Source organism: Nocardia acididurans, from assembly GCF_016741815.1.
In the GTDB taxonomy this organism is placed as follows: Bacteria; Actinomycetota; Actinomycetes; order Mycobacteriales; family Mycobacteriaceae; genus Nocardia; species Nocardia acididurans.
Genome location: NZ_JAERRJ010000012.1, coordinates 1 through 24,419, shown reverse-complemented (window position 1 = coordinate 24,419; position 24,419 = coordinate 1). Strand labels below are relative to the sequence as shown.

The 24,419-nt window shown below is 66.9% G+C and carries 25 protein-coding genes; 14 read left to right on the top strand and 11 right to left on the bottom strand.

The window, feature by feature from the left end; translation table 11 throughout:
* The first annotated feature begins 123 nt into the window (after window positions 1-123).
* Window positions 124-1,488 (top strand): uracil-xanthine permease family protein, encoded by a 1,365-nt coding sequence (locus JK358_RS28730; protein WP_201953723.1) that lies wholly within the window; start codon window positions 124-126, stop codon window positions 1,486-1,488.
* 16 nt (window positions 1,489-1,504) lie between these two features.
* Here the strand turns inward: JK358_RS28730 and JK358_RS28725 are convergent, their stop codons facing one another.
* The 3 genes from JK358_RS28725 to JK358_RS28715 form a co-directional block, all read right to left on the bottom strand.
* Window positions 1,505-1,930: a molybdenum cofactor biosynthesis protein MoaE gene (locus tag JK358_RS28725; RefSeq protein WP_201953720.1), complete on the bottom strand. Its 426-nt coding sequence runs from the start codon at window positions 1,928-1,930 to the stop codon at window positions 1,505-1,507.
* Window positions 1,923-2,981: a bifunctional molybdenum cofactor biosynthesis protein MoaC/MoaB gene (gene moaCB / locus JK358_RS28720; RefSeq protein WP_201953717.1), complete on the bottom strand. Its 1,059-nt coding sequence runs from the start codon at window positions 2,979-2,981 to the stop codon at window positions 1,923-1,925. Before moaCB ends, JK358_RS28725 begins: the two co-directional genes overlap by 8 nt.
* Before the next feature lie 175 nt (window positions 2,982-3,156).
* Window positions 3,157-4,362 (bottom strand): molybdopterin molybdotransferase MoeA, encoded by a 1,206-nt coding sequence (locus tag JK358_RS28715; RefSeq protein ID WP_201953715.1) that lies wholly within the window; start codon window positions 4,360-4,362, stop codon window positions 3,157-3,159.
* A gap of 86 nt (window positions 4,363-4,448) precedes the next feature.
* Between JK358_RS28715 and moaA the strand changes: the two genes are divergently transcribed.
* The 3 genes from moaA to JK358_RS28700 are packed head-to-tail and all read left to right on the top strand — an operon-like array spanning window position 4,449 to window position 6,108.
* Window positions 4,449-5,507: a GTP 3',8-cyclase MoaA gene (gene moaA / locus JK358_RS28710; RefSeq protein ID WP_201953713.1), complete on the top strand. Its 1,059-nt coding sequence runs from the start codon at window positions 4,449-4,451 to the stop codon at window positions 5,505-5,507.
* Window positions 5,500-5,742 (top strand): MoaD/ThiS family protein, encoded by a 243-nt coding sequence (locus JK358_RS28705; protein ID WP_201953711.1) that lies wholly within the window; start codon window positions 5,500-5,502, stop codon window positions 5,740-5,742. The genes moaA and JK358_RS28705 overlap by 8 nt, the downstream gene beginning before the upstream one ends.
* 3 nt (window positions 5,743-5,745) lie before the next feature.
* A complete protein-coding gene (locus JK358_RS28700) occupies window positions 5,746-6,108 on the top strand; it encodes an iron chaperone (RefSeq protein WP_201953708.1) in 363 nt (120 codons plus the stop codon).
* A 1-nt stretch (window position 6,109) separates the two neighbouring features.
* Here JK358_RS28700 and JK358_RS28695 read toward each other — a convergent pair whose 3' ends face one another.
* The 3 genes from JK358_RS28695 to JK358_RS28685 all read right to left on the bottom strand — a co-directional run bounded on the left by JK358_RS28695 (window position 6,110) and on the right by JK358_RS28685 (window position 8,132).
* The gene (locus JK358_RS28695; RefSeq protein ID WP_201953704.1) at window positions 6,110-6,403 is read right to left on the bottom strand and encodes a DUF732 domain-containing protein; all 294 of its coding nucleotides are present in this window, start codon (window positions 6,401-6,403) and stop codon (window positions 6,110-6,112) included.
* Between the two features lie 273 nt (window positions 6,404-6,676).
* Window positions 6,677-7,516 carry an NAD(+) synthase gene (gene nadE / locus JK358_RS28690; protein WP_201953701.1) on the bottom strand — a complete coding sequence of 280 codons (840 nt, stop codon included), beginning with the start codon at window positions 7,514-7,516 and terminating at the stop codon, window positions 6,677-6,679.
* Window positions 7,517-7,526: 10 nt separating this feature from the next.
* A complete protein-coding gene (locus JK358_RS28685) occupies window positions 7,527-8,132 on the bottom strand; it encodes a TetR/AcrR family transcriptional regulator (RefSeq protein ID WP_201954377.1) in 606 nt (201 codons plus the stop codon).
* Between the two features lie 156 nt (window positions 8,133-8,288).
* On the opposite strand from JK358_RS28685, the gene JK358_RS28680 reads away from it, so the two are divergent.
* From JK358_RS28680 to JK358_RS28650, 7 genes are all read left to right on the top strand, one after another.
* The gene (locus JK358_RS28680) at window positions 8,289-8,855 is read left to right on the top strand and encodes an NAD(P)H-dependent oxidoreductase (protein WP_201953690.1); all 567 of its coding nucleotides are present in this window, start codon (window positions 8,289-8,291) and stop codon (window positions 8,853-8,855) included.
* A 110-nt stretch (window positions 8,856-8,965) separates the two neighbouring features.
* Window positions 8,966-9,862 (top strand): G1 family glutamic endopeptidase, encoded by an 897-nt coding sequence (locus JK358_RS28675; protein WP_201953686.1) that lies wholly within the window; start codon window positions 8,966-8,968, stop codon window positions 9,860-9,862.
* A gap of 491 nt (window positions 9,863-10,353) precedes the next feature.
* Window positions 10,354-10,593 carry a redoxin NrdH gene (locus JK358_RS28670; RefSeq protein WP_201953684.1) on the top strand — a complete coding sequence of 80 codons (240 nt, stop codon included), beginning with the start codon at window positions 10,354-10,356 and terminating at the stop codon, window positions 10,591-10,593.
* A 42-nt stretch (window positions 10,594-10,635) separates the two neighbouring features.
* Window positions 10,636-11,097 carry a class Ib ribonucleoside-diphosphate reductase assembly flavoprotein NrdI gene (nrdI, locus tag JK358_RS28665; RefSeq protein ID WP_372440754.1) on the top strand — a complete coding sequence of 154 codons (462 nt, stop codon included), beginning with the start codon at window positions 10,636-10,638 and terminating at the stop codon, window positions 11,095-11,097.
* A 59-nt stretch (window positions 11,098-11,156) separates the two neighbouring features.
* Window positions 11,157-13,238: a class 1b ribonucleoside-diphosphate reductase subunit alpha gene (gene nrdE / locus JK358_RS28660; RefSeq protein WP_232852122.1), complete on the top strand. Its 2,082-nt coding sequence runs from the start codon at window positions 11,157-11,159 to the stop codon at window positions 13,236-13,238.
* A gap of 247 nt (window positions 13,239-13,485) precedes the next feature.
* Window positions 13,486-15,027 carry a serine hydrolase domain-containing protein gene (locus JK358_RS28655; RefSeq protein WP_201953676.1) on the top strand — a complete coding sequence of 514 codons (1,542 nt, stop codon included), beginning with the start codon at window positions 13,486-13,488 and terminating at the stop codon, window positions 15,025-15,027.
* 53 nt (window positions 15,028-15,080) lie between these two features.
* Window positions 15,081-15,719 carry a DJ-1/PfpI family protein gene (locus JK358_RS28650; protein WP_201953674.1) on the top strand — a complete coding sequence of 213 codons (639 nt, stop codon included), beginning with the start codon at window positions 15,081-15,083 and terminating at the stop codon, window positions 15,717-15,719.
* Window positions 15,720-15,841: 122 nt separating this feature from the next.
* On the opposite strand, the gene JK358_RS28645 is transcribed toward JK358_RS28650, so the two are convergent.
* The 4 genes from JK358_RS28645 to JK358_RS28630 all read right to left on the bottom strand — a co-directional run bounded on the left by JK358_RS28645 (window position 15,842) and on the right by JK358_RS28630 (window position 18,982).
* Window positions 15,842-16,075 (bottom strand): hypothetical protein, encoded by a 234-nt coding sequence (locus JK358_RS28645; protein WP_201953672.1) that lies wholly within the window; start codon window positions 16,073-16,075, stop codon window positions 15,842-15,844.
* Between the two features lie 131 nt (window positions 16,076-16,206).
* Entirely contained in the window at window positions 16,207-16,911 is a 705-nt protein-coding gene (locus JK358_RS28640) for a histidine phosphatase family protein (protein WP_201953671.1), read from the bottom strand.
* Window positions 16,912-17,015: 104 nt separating this feature from the next.
* Complete coding sequence (locus tag JK358_RS40460; protein WP_201953669.1) at window positions 17,016-18,320, bottom strand: sensor histidine kinase; 1,305 nt, start codon at window positions 18,318-18,320, stop codon at window positions 17,016-17,018.
* Window positions 18,317-18,982, bottom strand: coding sequence for a response regulator transcription factor (locus JK358_RS28630; protein ID WP_201953665.1), 666 nt, complete (start codon window positions 18,980-18,982; stop codon window positions 18,317-18,319). The genes JK358_RS40460 and JK358_RS28630 overlap by 4 nt, the downstream gene beginning before the upstream one ends.
* Window positions 18,983-19,449: 467 nt before the next feature.
* Here JK358_RS28630 and mgtE point away from each other — a divergent pair, with 467 nt between their 5' ends.
* The gene (mgtE, locus tag JK358_RS28625; RefSeq protein WP_201953662.1) at window positions 19,450-20,886 is read left to right on the top strand and encodes a magnesium transporter; all 1,437 of its coding nucleotides are present in this window, start codon (window positions 19,450-19,452) and stop codon (window positions 20,884-20,886) included.
* Window positions 20,887-21,124: 238 nt separating this feature from the next.
* The gene (gene nrdF / locus JK358_RS28620; protein WP_201953660.1) at window positions 21,125-22,096 is read left to right on the top strand and encodes a class 1b ribonucleoside-diphosphate reductase subunit beta; all 972 of its coding nucleotides are present in this window, start codon (window positions 21,125-21,127) and stop codon (window positions 22,094-22,096) included.
* A gap of 78 nt (window positions 22,097-22,174) precedes the next feature.
* Here nrdF and JK358_RS28615 read toward each other — a convergent pair whose 3' ends face one another.
* Window positions 22,175-23,272: an ABC transporter substrate-binding protein gene (locus tag JK358_RS28615; RefSeq protein WP_201953657.1), complete on the bottom strand. Its 1,098-nt coding sequence runs from the start codon at window positions 23,270-23,272 to the stop codon at window positions 22,175-22,177.
* 187 nt (window positions 23,273-23,459) lie between these two features.
* Between JK358_RS28615 and JK358_RS28610 the strand changes: the two genes are divergently transcribed.
* Window positions 23,460-24,419 (top strand): cbb3-type cytochrome c oxidase subunit I (locus JK358_RS28610; protein WP_201953654.1); only part of this gene is annotated, 960 nt, incomplete at its 3' end.

The window sequence follows — 24,419 nt, the reverse complement described above, 5'->3', positions numbered from 1 at the left end:
CACGCTGGTTCCGGACACAAAACCGCGCGCCCGGCATGGGCGATGATTGGGCTGATCGGACAAACGCCGAGGCGAATCGCGCTGTCTAGCCTGTGCACAAGTATCGCGCCGCAAGGAGCCCTCATGACCTCGCCCCATCCCGTCGACATCCGCCTGCCGTGGTCGCGGCTGCTGCTGTTCGGCCTGCAGCATGTGCTGATCATGTACACCGGCTGTGTCACGGTGCCGCTGGTGTTCGGCGCCGCCGCCAAGCTCGACAACTCCACGATCGCCATGCTGATCAGCGCGGATCTGCTGGTGGCGGGCGTGATCACCATGGTGCAGAGCCTCGGCCTCGGCAAATTCGCGGGTGCGCGACTGCCCATCGTCACCGGCGCGACCTTCGTGGCCATGAGTCCGATGATCCTGATCGCCAAGGAGTACGGGCTGCCCGCGGTGTGGGGTTCCATGCTGATCGGCGGCATTATCGGCGTGGCGCTGGCATGGCCGTTCGCCATGGTGGTCCGGTTCTTCCCGCCCCTGGTCACCGGCACCGTGCTGACCGTGGTCGGTGTTTCGCTGATCGGCGTGGCGGGCGGTCTGATCGTGGGCAGCGACCCGAAGGCCGCCACCTTCGCGTCACCGTCCTATATCGCGCTGGCGGTGGCGGTCCTGATCATCGCGCTCGTCTGCACGGTGCTGGGCCGCGGAGTGTGGTCGCAGCTGGGCATTCTCATCGCGCTGGTGGTCGGCGTCCTGATCGCCGTTCCCATGGGTTTGGTGCAGCTGGACGGTGTTTCGGACGCGAAGTGGCTCGGCCTGCCCGACCCCTTCCACTTCGGCGCACCCCAGTTCCCGATCACCGCCGTGGTCGCCATGAGCATCGTGATGGCCGTGGTCTTCGCCGAATCCACCGCGAGCATGCTGGCCATCGGCCAGATCACCGGCAAGAAGGTCGAACGCGCCGATATCGCCCGCGGCCTGGTCGGCGACGGCCTCTCGGCGGTCCTGGGCGGCATCTTCAACTCGTTCGTCGATACCGTCTTCAACCAGAACGTCGGTGCGGTGGCCAACACTCGCGTGTACAGCCGCTACGTCACAGCCGTCAGCGGCGCGATGCTCATCGTCCTCGGCGCGGTCCCCCGCTTCGGCGCGATAGTCGCCGCCGTCCCGAAACCCGTTGTGGGAGGCGTCGGTCTGGTTCTGTTCGCCACCATCGCGGTCATCGGGATCGATACCCTCCGCCGTGCCGACCTCGACGACCGGGTGAACCTGACCATCGTCGCCGTCGCCATCGGCGTGGGCCTGATCCCGGTCCTCACCAAGGGCATGTTCGACAAGTTCCCATCCTCCGCCGAGATTCTCCTCAACAGCGGCATAACGTTGGCGGCCTTCACCGCCTTTGCTCTGAACCTGCTGTTCAATCATTCCAAGCTCGGCGAGATCGCCCGTGGCGCAAGGCAATCCACAGCCTCGGACCCGGAGCCACAGGATCCGATCGCCGCCTAGACCGGTCTCGTACGGTCTAGTGCGCGCAGGCGTTGACCCATTCGGACAGGCCGTCGGCGAACATCTGTCGTTTCCAGATGGGCACTTCGTGTTTGATGCGATCCACCAGATCCGCGCAGACCGTGAAGGCCTCGGCGCGATGCGGTGCGGCGACCGCCACGGCGATGGCGATATCGCCGATGGTGAGGGGGCCGATGCGATGGATGGCCGCGACCGGAAGTCCCGAGGCCGCGGAGACCTCGGCGCACACGGTGCGCAGGAAGGTCTCGGCCTGCGGGTGCGCCGAATACTCCAGTGACGAAACCGCCTGCCCGCCATCATGATCGCGCACCTTGCCGGTGAAGACGACCACCGCGCCGTGCTCGGGCCCGGTGACGGCCTTCTCGACCTCGTCGGGGTTCAGCGGCTGATCGCTGATCCGGGCCAGCAACGGCTCACTCATGGCTGCCTCCTCCGGCCACCTGGGCCAGCAGATGTTCGAGAAGTGGTTCCAGCACGGCGATTCCGTCCTTCACCCCGCCCGGAGACCCGGGCAGGTTCACGATCACGCTGCGCCCGGCGAGCCCGGCCACGCCGCGGCTGAGCGAGGCGAGCGGGAACTTCGCCGTCCCACGCTGCCGAATGGCCTCGGCCACACCCGGCAGCTCCCGATCCAGCACCGCGAGAGTGGCTTCCGGGGTCGCGTCGGTGGGGGAGGCCCCGGTGCCGCCGGTGCTGATCACCAGCGCGGGTTCCCCCGCCAGCGCCTCGGCTAGCCCGTACGCGATATCCGCGTCCGCGTACACCAGCGGCCCGCGCACCGAAAACCCCAGCCCGCCCAGCCATTCCGCGAGCTTCGGCCCGGTCGTGTCGACGCGACTGCCCGCCGCCGCACCGGTGGAGGCCACGAGCACCACCGCCGGACGCCCGGCCCCGTAGGCGAGTGGCGCGTCGGCTGCCTGATCGGCGCGCACCGCCGCATGTTCCTGGCTCGTCGCATGGGCCGAGCCGCCGTGCGGCACACCCGCATTCGCCTCCACGGCAGCGGACCGCTCCCAATGTCCGCGCTTACCACCATCTTTGGTGAGCAGCCGGACATTGTTCAGCGTGGCCGCCGGATCCACGGCCTTCACCATGTCGTGCAGCGTGAGCCCCGCGACCGCGACAGCGGTGAGCGCCTCCATCTCGACGCCGGTGGGCCCCTTGGTCTTCGCGGTCGCCTCGATGCCGATACTGGTCTCGGTGAAGTCGAACGCGATCTTCACCGTGGACAGCGCCAGCTGATGACACAGCGGAATCAACTCCGAGGTCTTCTTGGCCCCGTTGATTCCGGCCAGTCGCGCCGTGGTCAGCACATCGGCCTTGGGCATATCGTCCGCCCGCACCAGCTTCACGACCTCGGCGGTGGTGTGCAGCTCCCCGGCGGCGACAGCGATGCGCGCCGTGTCGGCCTTGGCGCTCACATCCACCATGCGGGCGCGCCCTTCCCGGTCGACATGCGACAACTCACTCATACCCACCAGCCTTACACAACGCACCCTCACCTCGAGCCCGGGGTCACCTCCACGACGCGCCTCACGCTAACCCGATTCCCCTGGTGAGAACCCTCTCCACGGTGAGGTTCGGACGATCGCACCAACTTCGGGCCGGGTTGCCGGGATCGCGCTGTCGATCAGTACATCCGCCGGTTCAGAGCGGATGGACGCGGACGGTGTCCCCGGCGGCCAATTCGGTGATCCCGACCGGGATATCGATCAGCACGTCGGCCTGCGCCATGGTGGCGATCAGATGCGAGCCCGGCCCGGCGATCAGGCGGACTCCGTCGGAGGTCAGCTTCCCGCGCAGGAACTGGTTCTTCCCGGCGGGCGAGCGGACGGGTTCCAGCAGCGGCACGTCGACCGAGGCGATCGGCGGCAGTCCGCCCAGCGCCCGCAGGATGGGGCGGGCGAAGACCTCGAAGGAGACCATGGTGCTCACGGGGTTGCCCGGGAAGCTCAGGATCGGGATGCCGTGCACCACGGTCAGCCCTTGGGGACCGCCGGGTTGGATTGCGACCGAACCGAATTCGCCGCCGAGAGGGGTGAGCACATCCTTGACCACCTCGAAGTCGCCCTTGGAGACACCGCCGGAGGTGAACACGAGATCGGCGGCGGCGGTGGCTTCGGCGATGCGAGCGCGGAATTCGTCGTGGTCGTCGGTGGAGTGGGCCAGGGAGACCACGTCGACGCCGTTGTCGGTGAGGGCGGCGGCGAGGGCGATGCCGTTGGAGTTGTAGATCTGGCCGGGAAGCAGGGGGGTTCCGGCGGGCATGAGCTCGTCGCCGGTGGTGAGGACGGCGGCGCGGACGCGGCGGGTGACCGGGAGGTCGGGCAGGCCGACGGCGGCGAGGGCGGCGATATGGCGGGGGTGCAGCAGGGTTCCGGCGGCGGCGAGGAGTTCGCCCGTGCGCACGTCGGTGCCGGGTTCGCGCACGAAATTGCCTGCGGTGCGGGATTTTTCGATGGTGACGGTGCTGCCGTCCGAGGTGGTGTCCTCGACCGGGACCACGCAGTCCGCGCCCGGGGGAATCGGCGCGCCGGTCATGACCTTCAGGGCCGCACCCTCGGGCAGCGGGGTTTCGCCGCGGTTTCCGGCCGCGACCACGCCGGCCAGCGGCAGTGTCACCGGCACGGCCGCCACGGAGTCGGCGCGCACCGCGTAGCCGTCCATGGAGGAGTTGCGGAACACCGGCAGGTCCAGGGGGGAGTACACGTCCTCGGCGAGCCGCCGCCCGAGGGCCGCGGTGACGGGCACGCGTTCACTGCCGCGTTCGGTCAGCGGCCGCAGCAGATTCTCGATGCGTTGCCGGTGGTCGTCGACGGAGCGGGCCGGGGCCAGAGCATGCCGGGAACTCATGCGGGTGAGCGTATACGGGGTGTGAGGAGAGACATTCCGGGTCCGCCCTGCATACGGGGTCTTGCCAAGGCGGACATAATGGTCGCGTGACCGTGGTCGTGATGGGCATGCCTGCCGTGCGAGCCGGGCGACCTTCGATGGACGGCCGCCCCGATACTCCGTTCCTGGTGGATCGTTTCGGAAGAACCGCTCGTGACCTGCGCGTTTCCATTACCGAGAAATGCTCGCTGCGATGCACCTACTGCATGCCGGAAGAGGGTTTGCCCGCGATTCCCGCCGAGGAACTGCTCACCACCGCGGAGATCGTGCGGCTGGTGGTGCTGGCCGTGCGGGAACTCGGCATCGAGGAGGTCCGCTTCACCGGCGGTGAACCCCTCATGCGCCGCGACCTCGAGCAGATCATCGCCGGCTGCCGGTCCGAGCTTCCGGATACGCCGCTGGCCATGACGAGCAATGGCGTGGGCCTCCAGCATCGTGCCCGCAAACTAGCGGCGGCGGGGTTGAACCGCATCAATATCTCCCTGGATACCGTCGACCGCGAAGGCTTCGCCCGCCTCACCCGCCGCGACCGGCTGGACTCGGTGCTGGAGGGCATCCGCGCCGCGCATCGCGAGGGCCTGGCCCCGGTCAAGGTGAACGCCGTGCTCATGCGTGAAACCCTCACCGGCGCAGCGGATCTGCTCGCCTGGTGCCTGGACGAGGGCGTCGAACTGCGCTTCATCGAAGAGATGCCGCTGGATGCCGATCAGGAGTGGGCGCGGGCGAACATGATCACCGCGGAGGAGCTCCTCGGGGTCCTCGGCGAGCGTTTCGAACTCACCGAGGTGGGCCGCGACGACCCGTCGGCTCCGGCGGAACAATGGCTGGTCAACGGTGGTCCGGCTACGGTCGGCATTATCGCTTCGGTGACCCGCAGCTTCTGTTCCGACTGTGATCGCACCCGCCTCACCGCCGACGGCCGCATCCGCTCCTGCCTGTTCTCCGATCAGGAGTACGACATTCGAGGAGCCTTGCGCGCCAACGCATCCGATGCCGAGATCGCCGCCCTCTGGCGCGGCGCGATGTGGCACAAGTGGGCGGGGCACGGTATCAACGCCGCAGATTTCGTCCCGCCCGAACGATCGATGGGAGCCATTGGTGGTTGAGGTCCGCTATTTCGCCGCTATCGCCGACGCCGTGGGCAAGGACCGGGAGCAGTTCGATCTCCCCACCGGTTCCACGGTCGCCGACCTGCGCACCACCCTGGTCTCCGCCTACGGCGGCGATCTCGACAAGATGCTCGGCGTCTGCGCCTACCTCATCGGTGACGAACTCACCAGGGACGCGACAACCCCACTGACGCCCCGCGTGGACGTCCTCCCGCCGTTCGCGGGCGGCTAGGCCATGGTCAGCAGCGCCGCGGCCACCGTCGACGACTATCTGGCCGAACTCCCGGACGCCCGCCGCGCGGCCCTGTCCCGCCTGCGCGACCTGTGCCGCACGGAGCTCCCCGGCTTCACCGAGTTCATGTCCTACGGCATGCCCACCTACGAACGTGACGGCGCCGGGGTCGCCATCGCCAGTCAGAAGCAGTACATCTCCGTCTATGTGCTGCGCGACGACCTCCGAGCGGCCTTCGCCGACCGCCTGGCCGGTCACGACATGGGCAAATCCTGCCTGCGCTTCCGCAATCCCGACACCATCGACTACGACCTGATCCGCGATCTGCTCGCCGCCACCGCCGCGACCCCCGGCTCGATCTGCTGACTCACCGCGAGTTCGGCTGCCGCCCAGCGAATTCCGGACAGTAGGCCGCGATGGCGGCGGCGATCAGCCGCCGTTCGAACCCGCACCGGTCGGTCGCCACCACCGGAACCCCCTCCCGCAGCCGTGAGCACACCCGCTTCCCATCGGCGATCAACCGCTGCCCATTCCCCGAATCCCGATGCGGCCACGGCGATGTCGGCTCGACCCCGACCCCCGCCAGAAATTCGGCATCGTGCGACCCGGTAGCCCCGATCCCCGCATGCGCCGCGGTCATCACGGCAATGGCAACAGCCAAGATCGTGGAACCTCTCATTCCGTCGATACTGCCGCCCGCAAGCCCCACAGAGCAGTGGCATTTGTCCCGCTTCAAGAACCCCTGAAGGCACAACCGGGCCGGCGTGCCCTCGGCTGAGCAGTGTGGCCCCTGTCATCTCACAGGTGTGCCCTCGGCTGAGCAGTGTGGCCCCGTCATCTCAGAGGTGTGCCCTCGGCTGAGCAGTGTGGCCCCGTCATCTCACAGGTGTGCCCGCTCCGCGACAGCGGAGCGGGCACGAGGTCTGGAGTGGGGTCAGCGCCACCAGTCGTCGAGCGGCGTCACCGGCACCGCGCGCTTGTGGCGGGTGTTGAGGAAGATCTTCTCCACCTTGGCGGCGATCTCGGGGGTGACGTCCTTGCCCTCGAGGTAGTCGTCGATCTCGGTGTATTTCATGCCGAGGGCTTCCTCGTCGGGCAGGGCCGGGCGGTCGTCCTCGAGGTCGGCGGTGGGGACCTTCTGCCAGACGCTGGGCGGTGCGCCGAGTTCCTGGAGCAGGGCCGCGCCCTGGCGTTTGGTGAGTCCGGTGAGCGGGGTGATGTCCACGCCGCCGTCGCCGAACTTGGTGAAGAAGCCGGTGACGGCTTCGGCGGCATGGTCGGTGCCGACCACCAGCAGGTTGAGCTGGCCCGCCACCGCGTACTGCAGCACCATGCGTTCGCGGGCTTTGATATTGCCGCGCACGAAGTCGCGCAGGCGGGTGTCCTCGCCGAGGAGTTCCTTGATGCCGAGGGCGGCTTCCGCACCGGCGGCGTCGGCGCTGGGTTTGACGTTCACCACGAGGGACCGATCCGGCTGGATGAACCGCAGCGCGATCTGCGCGTCGTGCTCATCGGCCTGCACGCCGTAGGGCAGCCGCACCGCCACGAAGGTGGCGTCGTGCCCTTCGGCGCGCAGTTCCTCGGCGGCCAGCTGGCAGAGCCGTCCGGTGAGGGTGGAGTCCTGTCCGCCGCTGATGCCGAGCACGAATCCCTTGGCGGGCGTGGCGCGCAGATACTCCTTGAGGAAGTCGATGCGCCGTCGCACTTCGGTTTTCGGCTCGATGGACGGCAGCACGCCCAACTCGGCGATGATCTGTTCGCGCAGGTTCCCCATGCGGCTCACTCTACTGCGCGTCCACGGGCACGACCCGGCGGACGAGGCTCTCGAAGAAGTCGCCGATCTGTTCCAGCGTGTACCCCTGGACGCGATGCTGATGCAGCACCAGCCCGGCGTCCAGCGCCGCCAGCAGGGTGTCGGCCAGCAGGTTGGTGTTGCCGGGGGTGTTCGCCTGCCGGAGCAGCAGCGCCACATGGGATTTCGTCACGTTGTAGGGCGCGCCGGAGTATCGCTCGGCATTGCTGGAGGCCTCGCGCAGCACATCGCCCTCGACCTCGATGCCGGCCAGCCGCGCCCGGCCGAAGGCGACGAGCCGTTCGATGGCGGGTGCGCCGGGCCCGAGGGGCGGCGGGCCGAACATGTAGGCAGCCTGTAGCTTCTTCTCGGACTGATCCAGCAGGGCGTGCATGAGCCCGGATCGATTGCCGAAGCGCCGGAACACGGTGCCCTTGCCGACGCCCGCGCGTTTGGCGACGGCGTCCATGGTCACCGCCTCCGCGCCCTGTTCGCGCACGAGCGCTTCGGCGGCGTCGAGCAGCAGCTGCCGGTTGCGGGCGGCGTCGCTGCGTTCCTGCCCTTCGCTGAGCAGCGAACTCCCGCGGGTGACGCCGATGGGTCCGATCGACAGCGGTTCGGGCTGCGGCCGGTCGAGTGGTGTGTCGCGGTTCACAGTGCGCTACTCCAACCCCTGGGAATGTAAACGGACCGTAGTCCGGTTAGTGTGTCATGAAAGTTCCGCCGCTGGATCAGCACCCCAGGAGTGATCATCATGTCGCAGACCCGCCTTCTCGTTCTCGTCGGCAGCCTCCGCGCCGCGTCCATCAACCGCCGCCTCGCCGAGGCCGCGGCCTCCACCGCCCCGGAGGGTGTGGACGTAGTCATCTACGAGGGCCTCGCCGATATTCCTTTCTACAACGAGGATCTCGATGCCGAGGGCAAGGTGCCCGCATCCGCTCGGGCGCTGCGTGACGCCGTCGCCGCCTCCGACGGCCTGCTCCTGGTCACCCCCGAATACAACGGCACCCTGCCGGCCGTGCTGAAGAACGCCATCGACTGGGCTTCGCGGCCGTACGGCGAGGGTGCGCTCAAGGGCCGCCCGACCGCCGTGATCAGCGCGTCGATCAGCCAGAACGCCGCCAAGTGGTCGCACGGGGACGCCGTGAAGGCGCTGGGCGTCGCGGGCGCGGCGGTGATCGACGAGGCCTCGCAGCACTTCGGCACCATCGGCCAGCGCTTCGTCGAGACGCATCCGGCCGATGACGCCGAGGCCCTGACCCAGTTGGCCGCCACGGTCCGGCTGCTCGCCGAGGCTGCCGCCGTGAAGGTGCAAGCCTGACGGGCGAATATTTGGCATCGAAGTCGTAGATAGCTGAATCCAGCACGAGGCCACGGTTTTTCAACCGTGGCCTCACGCTGTTGTGTGAGGCTGCGAGGTAGCTTCTGCGCATGAAGCTATCTTCAGGCAACTCACTCTGGCGCCATGCGGCCCGTGCGATCGCACCGGGCTGCGCAGTGCTGGCCGTCGCGGCCACCCTGCAGGCGGCCCCGGCCGCAGCCCAATCGAATGTCCCCGTGCACGTGGGCAATTGGGCCGGATACGTGGTGAAGGGCGACTTCCGTCAGGTGTCGGCCACCTGGGTGCAGCCCGCCATCACCTGCCTCAATCCCGGCACCTTCCAGCGCGTGGTGCCGTGGGTGGGCCTCAACGGCGCGGCCGGACTCGACGGCCGCACCGCCCTGCCGCTCATGCAGACCGGCGCGGAATCCCTGTGCGTCAGCGAGGCGGCCGTCTACGCCGCGCTGCCCGGACTGCATATCGAGAATCTCGCCGCCGACCTCGCCTACGCCGACCCACGGGTGGCGGGCCTGGTCATGCAGGCGGGGGATCGGGTCTCCAATGGCTTCGGCGCGGCGGCCGACTCCCTGTGCGCCACCGGCGTTTTCCCGGACGCCTGCGAAACCGAGCAGATCCACGACGCGTGGTGGGAGGGCTACCCGGCGCCGCCGGTCACCTATGCGGATGCCGAGGTCCGCCCCGGCGACACCATGCACGCCGAGGTCTCCTGGGACGGCGGCGCGTACACCATGACGCTGGAGAACCGCAGCCGCGGCTGGACCCGCACCACCGTGGAGCCGTCCACCGCTCCGGCGCGGACCGCGGAGGTCGTGGTCGAGGGTCACCTCAATGCCGCCCTGCCCGGCTTCACCCCCATCACCTTCACCGATATCCGGATCGACGGCCGCCCGCTGGCCGACTACGGCCCGCTGGCCTACGGCATAGCGGCGACCAATCGCTTCCTGATGCCCGGCCCGGTCGATGGCGCGAGCTACACGATCGGCTGAATCCGCTGTCGTCCTCCGGCTGCCTCGAGATGTTGTGCCGGAACCCCGCGACACGCCGACGCGTCGGCTGCCCCGGATATTGGGGGCAGCGCGATTCCGAGCCCGCGGAACCCCGGGAACCCCAGGATTCGGGTCGCCCCTGTGACTCGTGTGATCGGTGTTGATCAGCGGGAATGGTGAGTTTGCTGGGAATGTGCTGAATGCCCAAATTGTGATCTACACCTCAGTCGTGTCGAGTTGCGAATCGACTGTCCAGGTACTTACGCCAACCGAATTCCATCTTTGTGAGTCGCAACATGTCGTGTTGGATGATTCTGTCGGCCACTAGGTGTAGTGTCTTGGGAGCTGGAAAGCCGCGCCGGACCCGCCTCGAACCGGACCGCGCGACCAGGGGCTTCGGCTTCGCTTCCAGGGGTTTGCGCATCAAGAACGTGGTTCTGTTTTCAGCCGTGCACTGCATACGGACAGAAGGCCAGGAGAAGGGGATACCAATGACCATCACCGTTTACACCAAGCCCGCTTGTGTTCAGTGCAATGCCACCTACCGCGCCCTCGACAAGGCCGGTGTCGAGTACGACGTCATCGACATCTCCGAGAACCCCGAAGCCCGCGACTACGTGATGGCCCTGGGCTACCTGCAGGCCCCCGTCGTCGTCGCCGGTGACGATCACTGGTCCGGCTTCCGCCCGGACCGCATCAAGGCGCTCGCCAGCGCTGTCGCCGTCGCCTGACGCACGCGGGAGCCTCCGTCGAAAGGAGGGAAGATGACCGAGATGTCCTCTGGGACACCGAATCTGGTCTACTTCTCCAGCGCTTCGGAGAACACGCACCGCTTCGTGGAACGGCTGGGACTACCCGCCGTCCGCATACCGCTACATACTGCCGACTCACTTCGCGTCGACGAACCCTACGTGCTTATCGTCCCCACCTACGGCGGCGGTAAGCACGTTCTGGGTGGTCAGCGATCCGACAAGGAATTCGTGCCCCGTCAGGTGGCCAAGTTCCTCAACGATCCACACAACCGCGCACTGCTGCGGGGCGTGATCGCGGCCGGCAATACGAACTTCGGCGATACGTACTGCTATGCGGGAGAAGTCATCTCGCGCAAAGCAGGGGTTCCGTACCTATATCGCTTCGAACTCATGGGAACTGCCGAGGACGTCGAGCGCGTCCGAGAGGGATTGGGATTGTTTTGGCAACGACTACCGCACCGGTCGGAAAGACTGCCCGCGTAGAGCGCCCCGTGAGCGGCGACTCCAGCACCGCGGGGCTGGACTACCACGCGCTCAACGCGATGCTGAACCTGTACGGCCCCAATGGCGAGATCCAGTTCGACAAGGACCGCGAGGCCGCGCACCAGTACTTTCTGCAGCACGTCAACCAGAACACGGTCTTCTTCCACAACCTCCAGGAGAAGCTCGACTACCTGGTGCGGGAGAACTACTACGAGTCCGAGGTCCTCGACCAGTACTCGTTCGAGTTCATCAAGTCGCTGTTCAAGCAGGCCTACGCCAAGAAGTTCCGGTTCCCGACCTTCCTCGGCGCGTTCAAGTACTACACGAGCTACACGCTCAAGACCTTCGACGGCAAGCGCTACCTGGAGCGCTTCGAGGACCGCGTCTGCCTGGTCTCGCTGACCCTGGCCGCCGGTGACGAGAAGCTGGCGCGCGAACTCGTCGAGGAGATCATGGACGGGCGTTTCCAGCCCGCCACCCCGACCTTCCTCAACTCGGGCAAGAAGCAGCGCGGCGAGCCGGTGTCCTGCTTCCTGCTGCGCATCGAGGACAATATGGAGTCCATCGGGCGCTCCATCAACTCCGCCCTGCAGCTGTCCAAGCGCGGCGGCGGTGTGGCCTTGCTGCTCAGCAATATTCGTGAGCACGGCGCACCGATCAAGAAGATCGAGAACCAGTCCTCGGGCGTCATCCCGATCATGAAGCTGCTGGAGGATTCGTTCTCCTACGCCAACCAGCTGGGTGCCCGTCAGGGTGCGGGCGCGGTCTACCTGCACGCCCACCACCCCGACATCTACCGCTTCCTCGACACCAAGCGCGAGAACGCGGACGAGAAGATCCGCATCAAGACGCTGTCGCTGGGCGTGGTGATCCCGGACATCACCTTCGAGCTGGCGAAGAAGAACGAGGACATGTACCTGTTCTCGCCGTACGACGTGGAGCGCATCTACGGCGTGCCGTTCGCCGACATCAATGTCACCGAGAAGTACTACGAGATGGTCGACGACAAGCGCATCCGCAAGTCGAAGATCAAGGCGCGCGAGTTCTTCCAGACCATCGCCGAGCTGCAGTTCGAATCCGGCTACCCGTACATCATGTACGAGGACACCGTGAACCGCGCCAACCCGATCGCCGGCAAGATCACGCACTCCAACCTGTGCTCGGAGATCCTGCAGGTGTCCACGCCGTCGGAATTCAACGACGATCTGTCCTACTCCAAGGTGGGCAAGGACATCTCCTGCAACCTCGGTTCTTTGAACATCGCCAAGACCATGGACTCGCCGGACCTCGGCAAGACCGTGGAGACCGCCATCCGCGCGCTGACCGCGGTGTCGGATCAGACGCACATCTACTCGGTGCCGTCGATCGAGCAGGGCAACAACGAATCCCACGCCATCGGCCTGGGGCAGATGAACCTGCACGGCTACCTGGCGCGTGAGCACGTCTTCTACGGTTCCGAAGAAGGCGTCGACTTCACCAACATCTACTTCTACACCGTGGCCTACCACGCGGTGCGGGCGTCGAATCTCATTGCCAAGGAACGCGGTTCGTACTTCGGCGGCTTCCCCGAGTCCAAGTACGCCTCGGGTGAGTACTTCGACAAGTACACCGAGCAGGCGTGGGAGCCCAAGACCGACCGGGTGCGCGAGATCTTCGCCGACGCGGGCGTACACATCCCTACCCAGGACGACTGGCGGGAACTGAAGGCGTCGGTCATGGCGCACGGCATCTACAACCAGAACCTGCAGGCCGTGCCCCCGACCGGGTCGATCTCCTACATCAACCACTCGACCAGTTCGATCCACCCGATCGCCTCCAAGATCGAGATCCGTAAGGAAGGCAAGATCGGCCGCGTCTACTACCCGGCCCCCTACCTCACCAACGAGAATCTCGAATACTTCGAGGACGCCTACGACATCGGCTACGAGAAGGTCATCGACACCTACGCGGCGGCCACCCAGCACGTCGACCAGGGCCTGTCGCTGACCCTGTTCTTCAAGGACAGCGCCACCACCCGCGATGTCAACCGGGCCCAGATCTACGCCTGGCGCAAGGGCATCAAGACGCTGTACTACATCCGCATCCGCCAGATGGCTTTGGAGGGAACCGAAGTCGAGGGCTGCGTGAGCTGCATGCTCTGACGGTTTCGTCGTGAAGGGCGCTCCCGGTTTCCGGGAGCGCCCTTCTGCGTCGCGGGGTCGTCGGCCCTTCGCTATTTCGCGGGCGGGCCGGTTCGGCATCCGCCACGGTAGGCCGGTTGATTCGCCGCTGCGGCAGCACGGGGCTGAGCCGATCGGCTTCCGCCGGTAGAGTCGGAGATGATCATGGCTAGGGCAGAGCCGGAGAAACATCGGGGCGGTTGTGCCTTGCGGGGGTGAAGGGGGAGTCGTGTCCGGAAACAACGGCATCGGCATGCGCGCACTACGACTGTGGGCGGCTGTCGCGACGGCCGCACTACTGTTGGTCACCGGATGCGGTTCCACTGATCGATTGCCGCCCAAGGCTTTCCCGCCGGATGTGATCGCCACCATCGACCGCATCATGCAGACCGGCATCGACGCGGGCCTGATTCCCGGTGCGGCGGTCTCCATCATCGACCCGGAACGCGGAACCTTCAGCCGCGCATACGGTTTCGCTGATGTCGAAACCGGCCGCCGTGCCGATGTCCGGGATCGGTATCGCGTCGGCAGCATCACCAAGACCTTCACCGCAGCCGCCGTGCTCCGGCTCGCCGACGAGGGCAAGCTGTCCCTCGACGATCATCTGAGCAGGTACGTCGACGGAATCCCCAACGGGGACACCATAACTCTGCGCGACCTGCTGGGCATGCGCGGCGGCGTATACCCGTACAACCGGAATCCGGAGTTCGCGCCCCAGGTGCTGGCCGGCGAAGCGGCCGCGCAGTGGACGGTGGAGGACTCCCTGCGGATCCTGCGCACCCACCCGGACAAGGCGACGCCACCCGATACCGCCACCGAGTACTCGAATTCGGAGTACGTGCTCCTCGGCGTCGTACTGGAGAAGGTCACCGGCCGCCCAGTTCGTGACGTGATCAACGGTCTCGCAGGCGATTACGGCCTGACCGGCACCGTGTATCCCGGCGACGCGAACGTACCCGCTCCCGAGAGCCATGGTTACGCATACGACGGCACCGTGCGGCGCGACGTCACCCAGCGCACGTCACCCGGAGTCTGGGGCGCGGCGGGGATGCTGACCTCCACTGTGACCGACCTCGCGGATTACGCGTCCCAGCTGGGCGAGGGCCGCCTGCTGCGTCCTGAAACTCAGCGGGCGCGAACAACTTTCACCACCGGAATGGCCGACGGCGCGCCACTCGAGTACGGGCTCGGCCTGATGCGCGCGGCGACCTGGATCGGTCACACCGGCGGCGTGCTCGGCTATACGGCGATCACCATGTACCACCCGGACCGGAAGATCAGCGTCGCGGTGACGGTGAATCAGTACACGCCCGCACTCCAGACCCTGCTGTTCCTCGGAGCGCCGTCGCTGTGGATGAACCTCGCGGTAGCGCTGTACCCCGACACCGTGCCGGACATCGTCAACCCCGTGCCGCCGACCGCCCCGGCAATCCCGACCCCGGCCGAGCTGACCGGCCTCATCGGCACCGCACTGGATCCGGCGATCCCGGCTTCCGACAAGGGCCTTCGGGTCGAGGGCGACGACGCGGACCCGGAACTGATCACCAAGCTGGCGCGCATCTACGCGGACGCGTCGACCACCGTCACCGTCGACAAGGTCACCGACCGCGGCTCCGGCAGCCTGTTCGCCACAACCACCATGACCTTACCGAGCGGCGCGGTGCCCATGCTCATCGCCTTCGTGCCGCAGGACGGCGCGTGGCGCTTCACCAAGGACTGGGTCTGCATGCAGGTCACCGGGACCGGCGGCAGTTCACCCGCCTGCGCCTGACGGACCACACCGCCTCCGCGCCGATCGCGCCCTCCGATGGCACGATCGACACCATGGCTGACGGCACACGCAAGATCGGCGTACTCCTCTTCCCCGGCGTCGAGGAACTGGATTTCACCGGCCCCTGGGAAGTCCTGGCCTTCTGGACCCTGACCTGCCCGCAGGACGGCTGGGAGATCTTCACAGTCTCCCGCGACGGCCTCCCCCTCCAGTGCGCGAAGGGCCTGCGAGTAACCCCCGACTACTCCTTCAACACGGTCCCCGACATGGACGTCCTCATCTTCCCCGGCGGCCTGGGCACCAGGCCCCTGGTCCACGACGACTCCATGCTCGCCTGGCTCCAAGCCGAGCGCCCCCGCATCCCCTTGATCACCAGCGTCTGCACCGGCGCGCTCGTCCTGGCGGCGGCGGGCCTGCTCGCCAACCGCCCAGCCACCACCCACTGGATGTCCCTCGACGTCCTGACCCAGATCGACCCGTCCATCCAGGTCCGCCCCGACGACCGCTTCGTAGACGACGGCGACATCATCACCTCCGCAGGCGTCTCCGCAGGCATAGACATGTCCCTCCACCTCCTCCAGCGCTTGGCCGGCGACAACCGGGCCCGCTGGGTCCGCCGTGGCATCCAATACGACCCCGCCCCGCCGGCGGGCACCGACTGGCCCGCCGGACGAGAATGGACCCTCGACTAGGCGGTTCCACGAAAGCAGCCGCCCGAGAAAATGATTGCGGCGGCCGGAGATGGATAGCTCCCACACTGTCACTCAGTCGATTTGGGATGCCCGCACCCGGCCTGCGAGACCCAGGCGATCGGTCACCTATCCTCGCCGACATCCGAGCCTTCCTCTATGGGTTCGGGTACCGCGCCGAAGTCGCCATCCAGTGGTCCGCTGAGTCGGTCGGCGAGCCCAGTGTCGGCGAAAATGGCTGCAGTGCTGCGCCATTCGATGATTGTTTGGGAGAGGACGGACCATTCGCCGAGCTCTGCCCAAGCCTGGAATGCGCTGGCGAAGTCTCGCACGAACTCCGCTTGTGCGTCAGCGGGCATGACATCCACCCACGGAATTCGTCGGGCAGGGCGCGGACCGCGATGTCGTGGGGCAGGTGAGCGAGGGCATTGCGCAGGGCTCGCGCCGCGGTGAACGAACCCTCGGATAGCGGTCCTCTCGCTGATTGTTTTCAGATGTCTGGTGTCGGTGAACTCGTCAGGTGGGAGGTGTTGTTGTAGGAGGTCAGTTGTAGGCCGGAATCTGTTCGATCCCAGCGGGTTACGGAGGCGTTGGCGACTCGGTTGGCGGATTCCAGGGTGAGGATGGTGGGTTCGTCGAGGTTGGCGAGGATGTAGTGGGTGAGGACGACGATGATGTCGTGGGCGAAGACCAGGACGTGGCCTTCGAGTTCGGGGAGCAGGGTGCGCAGGCGCAGGGCTACGTCGGTCCAGGATTCGCCGCCGGGTGGGCGGTAGTAGAAGCGGCCCAGGCGATTTCGTTCGCGGTGCTCGATCGGGAATCGCTGTTGGATGCCGGAGGCGGTGAGTCCGCGCAGGAGTCCGTTCTCGCGGTCTCGCAGGCGTTCGTCCTGGCGGATCGGCGGGAAGGGCGGGGTGGGGACGGGGAGGGGGGTGTGCGCGGCGGATCGCAGGGCGATGTCGGCGGTCTGCCTGGCGCGGACGTAGGGGGAGGTCAGGATGGTGTCGGGCACGGGCTGCCCGGCCAGCCAGGCTCCCACCGCTGCGGCCTGTTCGCGGCCGAGTTCGGAGAGGGGCGTGTCGGGATCCCTTGTGTTCCTGTCGAATTCCGCCTCACCGGCGTGCTGCGCGACGGCCAGCGCGGCGTTGGCGGTGCTTTCCCCGTGGCGCACCATGGTCAGCGATTTCAGCTGCACGATCCCAGCTCAGCACAGGGGCCGGGATCACGCGGGCCGAACCGCCGTTTCACGGCCGAAAGGATAGGGGGTGCCGGCGTTCGACTACGAATACCTTTGCGACCCTAGACGCGAGCGGGTGTGTTCATGCCGATGGTGATATCGGCCGGTGGCAGCCACAGGGTGGCGATGGTGCCGCCGCCCGCGGCCGGTTCGATGGAGGCGTTCCCGCCGTGGGCCTGCGCCACCCAGGCGACGAGCGCCAGACCGATGCCGTTGCGGCCGGTCCGGCCCGCCGCACCGCGGTTGAACGGGCTGGCGGACATGACCGGGTCGACGCCGGGGCCGTGGTCGCGGACGCTGACGCGGCCCTCGGCGACGTGCACCTCCACCGGTGCGGAACGGTTGACCGCGCCGTGAGTCAGGCCGTTCTCCAACATGTTTCGGATGGCGAGGCTGAGCAGGCTGGGGTCGCCGACCACGACGGAGGGGTGGGCGGTCACCACGATGCGCGGGTCGTCGGACTCCTCGGCGACCGCTTCGGCGAGCTGGTCCAGGCGCAGCATGATGCGTTCGGGCTCGGCGATGCCGGCTTGCAGGCGGGCGCGGGCGAGCAGGCCGGTGACCAGGCGGGCCATCCGATCGGCGAGGCGGCGGGCCTCGGCCAGGGTGTGTTCCACCTCTTCGGGTTTCGGCCGCGATTCGGTGAGCAGCTTCAAAGTCGTGAGGGGAGTGCGCAATTCGTGGGCGGCGTCGCCGAGGAACTGTTCGTGTTCGTCGAGCATGCGCAGCGCCTGCGCGAGACTGCGACCGGAGATCAGGTAGGCGGCGGCGGTGGCCAGCGCGACCAGTAGCGCGCCCCCGATTCCCAAGGCCCACAGCAGTTTCGTGTGATCCTGCGGATCCTCCATGCGCTCGTCGGCGGCCAGGATCATGACGACGGCGTCCCAATCCGTCCAGTACACCGGGACGCCCGCCACGCGCACCTCCCGGCCGGTGATGTCGGTGGCGTCGCGCAGCAGCGGCACGTAGAGGAAGCCGTCCGAATCGTCTTCGGCTTGTGTTGCGAGCGTGGCTATTTCGGTGTCGCTCGGCATGAGCGAACGTTCGAAGGTGTGCACCTGCTTCCAGGGTTCTCCGGGCAGGCGCACGGCGACCACCACGGCGGTGCTGCCGAGGGCCAGGGAGTCCTCGGTAATGGTGGTGAGGTCGAGGACCCCGTTGCCGTCGTGCTGGACGGCCCGCGCCAGCCCGCCCGCGACCTTCTCGACCCGCAGGTCCACGGTCTGGGTCCGCGTCTTCTCGTCGAGTGACGCGGTGACGTATCCGAGCGCCACCACGACGGTCGCGGTGATCACGGTGACCATGCCGGTCATCAGCCAGCGGGCGTGCCGCAGCCGGGCGACGGTGGGGGCGCGATGTGAACTCACACGGCCTCCGCGATGACGAATCCCGTGCCGCGCACGGTCTCGATCACACAGGGTTCACCGAGTTTGCGCCGCAGCTTGGCGACCACGGCGTCCACGACATTCGATGCGGGCTCGGCCATTTCGTCCCAGCAGCATTCGATGAGGTCGGTGCGCGACACCACCTGTCCGCGCCGGGTGGCGATGAGTTCGAGCACCGCGAATTCCTTGGGCGTGAGCGTCAACATGATGCCGCCGCGCGAGACGCGCCGCCGCATGAGATCGATGTCGATGTCGCCCAACGCCATTCGCGACGCGGTGGGCTGCTGCTGCCGGCGGCACAGCGCCCGTACCCGCATCACGAGTTCGGGTAGCGCGAACGGTTTGGTCAGGTAGTCGTCGGCGCCCTGCTCGAATCCGTCGAGCCGATCGTGGAGCCCGTCGCGGCCGGTGAGAATCAGCGCGGGCACGGTGTGCCCGGCGCGCCGGGCGCCCGCTACCAGGTCGAGCCCGTCGCCGTCGGGCAGTCCGCGGTCCACGACCAGGCAGTCGTACTTGTTGATGGCGATTTTGAAGTCGGCGTCGGCGATGTCGTGCGCAAGGTCCACCGCGAACCCGGCCGAACGCAAACCATCGGTGACCTCACGGCAAAGTTGCTGGTCATCCTCGAGAACCAATACACGCACGGAGGCAGAGCGTAAGGCATCCCGGTCATGTGCCCAATGCCTGCGACCGGGCCGTGACCCCGAAATTATCGGAAAATGATGGGCCGGAGGCTCGACGTTCATTCGCCGTCCGGTCGACCTTCTCATGTGAGGGGTGGGCGGGTCGAGAGGTTGCCGGAAGTTCGTTGCGACGGCGTGGCGCGGGGCACACGCCGGGGCCGATGGGCGTGTTTCTACAGTGGCATGTATCCTGCACGAGGACACTTTTTGTGTTTGTGCCCGCCGCGTGGCGGGTGAACGTTATCGGTGCACGACGGCTTCGAGGAGGTGGGTTGCATGCGTAGCGAACCCCCCAGTCGAAGGCCGCGCGGCGCCGTCCTCTCGTTCTGCTGAGTATTTCTGTGCGGCAGCGGGGTCGGTGCCTCGCGGTGTGACCTGGTGCTTCCATCCGTTCACCCCTGACTCGCCGTTCCGGCTGAGGTTCCGCCATGACGCAGACCGATCTGCCCGTCGTTTCGACGTTGCCTGTTCGCCCGGCCCTGCCCGCGAACGACACCACCGTGCTCACCGATCCTGTGCGCGATTCCCTTCGCGCACAGGCGGATTCGCTGCGCGACATCGCCGACTGCCATCATGTGGCCGCCACCCTGGAGTGGCTGGACAACCATCCGCCGCATGTCATCGCCGATCAGCTCGCGCGGATGGACGCCGTCTCGGCGGGCATGGCCTTCCGCCTGCTGGACAAGGACCGCGCCCTCGACGTCTTCGAGGAGCTGGAGCCCGTCGATCAGCAGCAGATCCTGCACGGTCTGCGTGATCAGAGCTTCCGCGAGCTCGTCGAGGAGATGGATCCCGACGATCGCGCCCGCATGCTGCGCGAAGCTCCCGCCAAGGTTGCCAAGAAGGTGCTGGCCGGGCTGAGTCCGCGTGAACGGAAGATGACCGCCGCCCTGCTGGGCTACCCGGAGGGTTCGGTCGGCCTCTACATGACGCCGGAAGTCGTTGCGCTGCCGCGTAATCTGCCGGTCGCGCAGGCGCTGCAGATGGTGCGCACCAAGGGCGCCAACGCCGAAACCGTCTACACCCTGCCGGTTGTCGATGCGGGCCGTCGTCTCATCGGCGTGGTCGAACTGCGCGATATCGTGCTCAGCTCCCCGGACGCCATGATCGCCGATCTGGTCGAATCCGAGCCGATGTTCGTGCGCGCCACCGATTCCGCGGAGAAGGCGGCGCGACTCATGCAGGGCGCCAACCTGATCAACCTGCCCGTGGTGGACAGCGAGGACCGCCTCGTCGGCCTGCTCACCATCGACGACGCGGTGGAGGTCATCGAGGCCGCCGACTCGGAAGACGTTGCGCGCCAGGCGGGTACGACGCCATGGGCGGGCCACTACATGGCGGCCGGGGTGTTCCAGCTGGCGCGCTACCGGGCCATGTGGCTGACCCTGCTGCTGGTCGCGGCGACGCTGACGGTGACGGTCACCGACTTCTTCGAGCCGACGCTCGAGCAGGCCGCGCACCTGGCCCTGTTCATCCCGCTGCTGATCGGCGCGGGCGGCAATGCCGGTGCGCAGGCGGCGACTTCGTGTGTGCGCGCCCTGGCCGTCGGCGAGGTCCGGGTCTCGGATCTGTTCAAGGTGGTCTGGCGCGAATGCCGGGTGGGCCTGCTGCTGGGCACCATGCTGGCGGCGGTCGGCATGGTGATCGGCGCGGTCTTCGTGGGCATGAAAATCGCTGTGGTGGTGGCGATCACGCTGGTGCTCATCTGCGGCTGGGCGGCCACCATCGGCGGCACCATGCCGCTGCTGGCCAAGAAGCTGCGCATCGATCCGGCGGTCATCTCCGCGCCCATGGTCACCACGCTGGTCGACGCGACCGGCCTGATCATCTACTTCATGACGGCGAAGCTGGTGCTCGGCATCTAGCATCCAATTGGCAAACCCTGCGCGGGGCGGTGTGATCCACCGCCCCGCTCTGCTGTGACAAATTCCACCGCTGTAGTTTTCCTGCGTGCGGCGTGCCCGTCGGCACGATTTCCGGCATTCTCCCTGCACAGCGCGAGGACACAACATGTTGTCCTGCACGAGGATGTCACCTACCAGTAGTAGTGTTCTGGGCACGAGGATGGGGTGAGCCGAGAGGATGACCGTGGACCACACGACCATGCGTGTAACGAAGGTGATCGACCGCGTTTCAGCGATCAACTGGAACCGCGTGCAGGACGACAAGGATGCCGAGGTCTGGGATCGGCTCACCGGCAACTTCTGGTTGCCGGAAAAGGTCCCGGTCTCCAACGACATCCCGTCCTGGGGCACGCTGACTCCCAATGAGAAGCAGCTGACCATGCGGGTGTTCACCGGCCTCACGCTGCTCGACACCATCCAGGGCACGGTCGGCGCGGTCAGCCTCATCCCCGACGCGCTGACTCCGCACGAGGAAGCGGTGCTCACCAATATCGCGTTCATGGAGTCGGTGCACGCCAAGAGCTACAGCCAGATCTTCTCCACGCTGTGCTCCAGCCGTGAGATCGACGAAGCCTTCCGCTGGTCCGAGGAGAACCGGAACCTGCAGCGCAAGGCCGAGATCGTGCTCGAGTACTACAACGGCGAGGACCCGCTCAAGCGCAAGGTGGCCTCCACCCTGCTGGAGTCGTTCCTCTTCTACTCCGGCTTCTACCTGCCGATGCACTGGTCCTCGCGGGCCAAGCTCACCAACACCGCCGACATGATCCGCCTGATCATCCGCGACGAGGCCGTGCACGGCTACTACATCGGCTACAAGTACCAGAAGGGCCTCGAGCTCGTCTCCGAGGCCGAGCGCGAAGAGCTCAAGTCCTACACCTTCGAGCTGCTGTTCGAGCTGTACGAGAACGAGGTCGAGTACACCCAGGACCTCTACGACGAGGTCGGCCTCACCGAGGACGTCAAGAAGTTCCTGCGCTACAACGCCAACAAGGCGCTGATGAACCTCGGCTACGAGGGTCTGTTCCCCAAGGACGAGTGCGACGTGAACCCGGCGATCCTGTCGGCCCTGTCCCCGAACGCCGACGAGAACCACGACTTCTTCTCCGGCTCGGGCTCGAGCTACGTCATCGGCAAGGCCGTCAACACCGAGGACGAGGACTGGGAGTTCTGAGTTCCTGGAACGACATGCGAACGGCCCGCTCCGAATCCGGAGCGGGCCGTTGGTGTTCTACAGGCAGGCCAGTGAAAACTAGTCCGTCACATAGCCGTTGAGGGTGCCGCGGATGTCGGTGAGCAGGGCGCGGGCGGCGGTGACGCCGGAGCCGTGCCAGATGGTGTCCTCGACGGCGAACACGCGCTTGTCCACGGAGGCGCCGAGTTCCTTGAAATCGTCTCCGCGCAGGGTGGATTCGCCGTACTCCCGGCCGTCGGGGCCGTTGAACATGACGAAGATGATGTCGCCGTCGACCTTGTCGCGGTCGGCCTGGGTGCTCAGGCTCGTCACGTCGTAGGAGTCGGCGCGCTGCGGCTGCGGGCGCTGGACGCCGGCGTCGCCGAGGACCAGTCCGGCGAAGGTGTTGCCGCCCTGCACCTGGATGGCGTCGGCGTCGAAGCGCAGGACCGAGGCCTGGGTGAGGTTGGCGGCGACCTGGTTGCCGATATCGCGGGCCAGGGTGCGGTAGTCCTCGAGGGCCTGGGTGGCGGCGTTCTTGCGGCCCAGCGCCGTTGCGATGGCGGTGAATTCGGCCTGCCAGCCGTTCTCGCTGCCCACCAGCACGGTGGGGGCGATGCCGCGCAACTGGTCGTAGAGGTTGCCGTCCGCGCCGGAGCCGATGATCACGTCCGGCTTCAGTTCGGCGATCTTGGCGGGATCGGGTGCGGCGACCGCGCCGACGCCCGGAATTTCCGAGATGCCGAAGCCCAGATAGGACGGCTGCGCGGTCGGCCCGGAGATGGTCGCCGCGCCGACGACTCGCTCCCACAGGCCCAGCGTGCAGGCGGCGTCCAGCGCCGGAGTGGACAGCACCACAATCCGTTTCGGATCGCTCGGCACCTCCGAGGTACCCGCCGCATGTGTGATCGACCGTGTCGCACCGGAGCCCGGATCGGCCGTGCTCGGCAGCGCGCACGCCTGGCGCGTATCACGTTCCAGCCCCACCACGCCCGCACCGGCGATATTGGTGGTGGTCTTCACAATCGAGCTCTCGGCGTCATCACCGCCGCCGCAGGCGGTCACCAGCAGCGCCGGTAGCGCCGCCAGGACCACCCCCCAGGTGCGCAAACGTCGCGCGGGGGTGCGGGTGGAGGCGAACGTGATTCGGGTAGAAGCGGACTCGCGCACCGGCATGGCTGGCAGCGTACAGCCGTCTGTCCCACCGCCCAATTACGACACAGAGTAGGACCAGCCCGCGACCCGGTCGGGCGCACGGTTTACGATCCATGAAGCGCTAAGCCCGCCGTCGTTCGTGCGCCTGCCGAACCGGACGCCGGAAGCCCCGCGTACGAACGACCAGAAGGCCTGATCAGGAGGATTTGTGACTGCCGTAGAGCCACAGCCAGTCCGTCAAGTGGAGGCGGCTCGGCCTTACCCACAGCGCGTGGGTCCCAAGGGTTCGTTTATCTACAAGATGGTCACGACGACGGACCCGAAGGTTCTCGGCGTCATGTACCTGGTGACGGCCATGTCCTTCTTCATGGTCGGCGGCCTGATGGCCCTGCTCATGCGTGCCGAGCTGGCGCGCCCGGGCATGCAGTTCCTGTCGCCCGAACAGTTCAACCAGCTGTTCACCATGCACGGCACGATCATGCTGCTCTTCTACGCGACGGCCATCGTGTTCGGCTTCGCGAATATCATTCTGCCGCTGCAGATCGGCGCGCCCGACGTAGCGTTCCCGCGTCTGAACGCGTTCAGCTACTGGCTGTACCTGTTCGGCGGCACCATGGCGACCGCGGGCTTCATCACCCCCGGCGGCGCGGCCGACTTCGGCTGGACCGCCTACACCCCGCTGTCCGACATCGTGCACTCGCCGGGCGTCGGCGCGGACCTGTGGATCCTGGGCCTCGCGGTTTCGGGTCTGGGCACCATCCTCGGTGGCGTCAACATGATCACCACCGTGGTCTGCCTGCGCTGCCCGGGTATGACGCTGTTCCGCATGCCGATCTTCACCTGGAACATCCTGGTGACGAGCGTGCTTGTGCTGCTTGCCTTCCCGCTGCTCACCGCCGCGTTGATGGCTCTCGCGTACGACCGGCATCTCGGTGGTCACATCTATGACCCGGCATCCGGTGGTGTGATGCTCTACCAGCATTTGTTCTGGTTCTTCGGGCATCCCGAGGTGTACATCATCGCGCTGCCGTTCTTCGGCATCGTCTCCGAGATCTACCCGGTGTTCTCGCGCAAGCCGATCTTCGGCTACACCACCCTGGTCTACGCGACGCTCGGTATCGCGGCCCTCTCGATCGCCGTGTGGGCGCACCACATGTACGCGACCGGC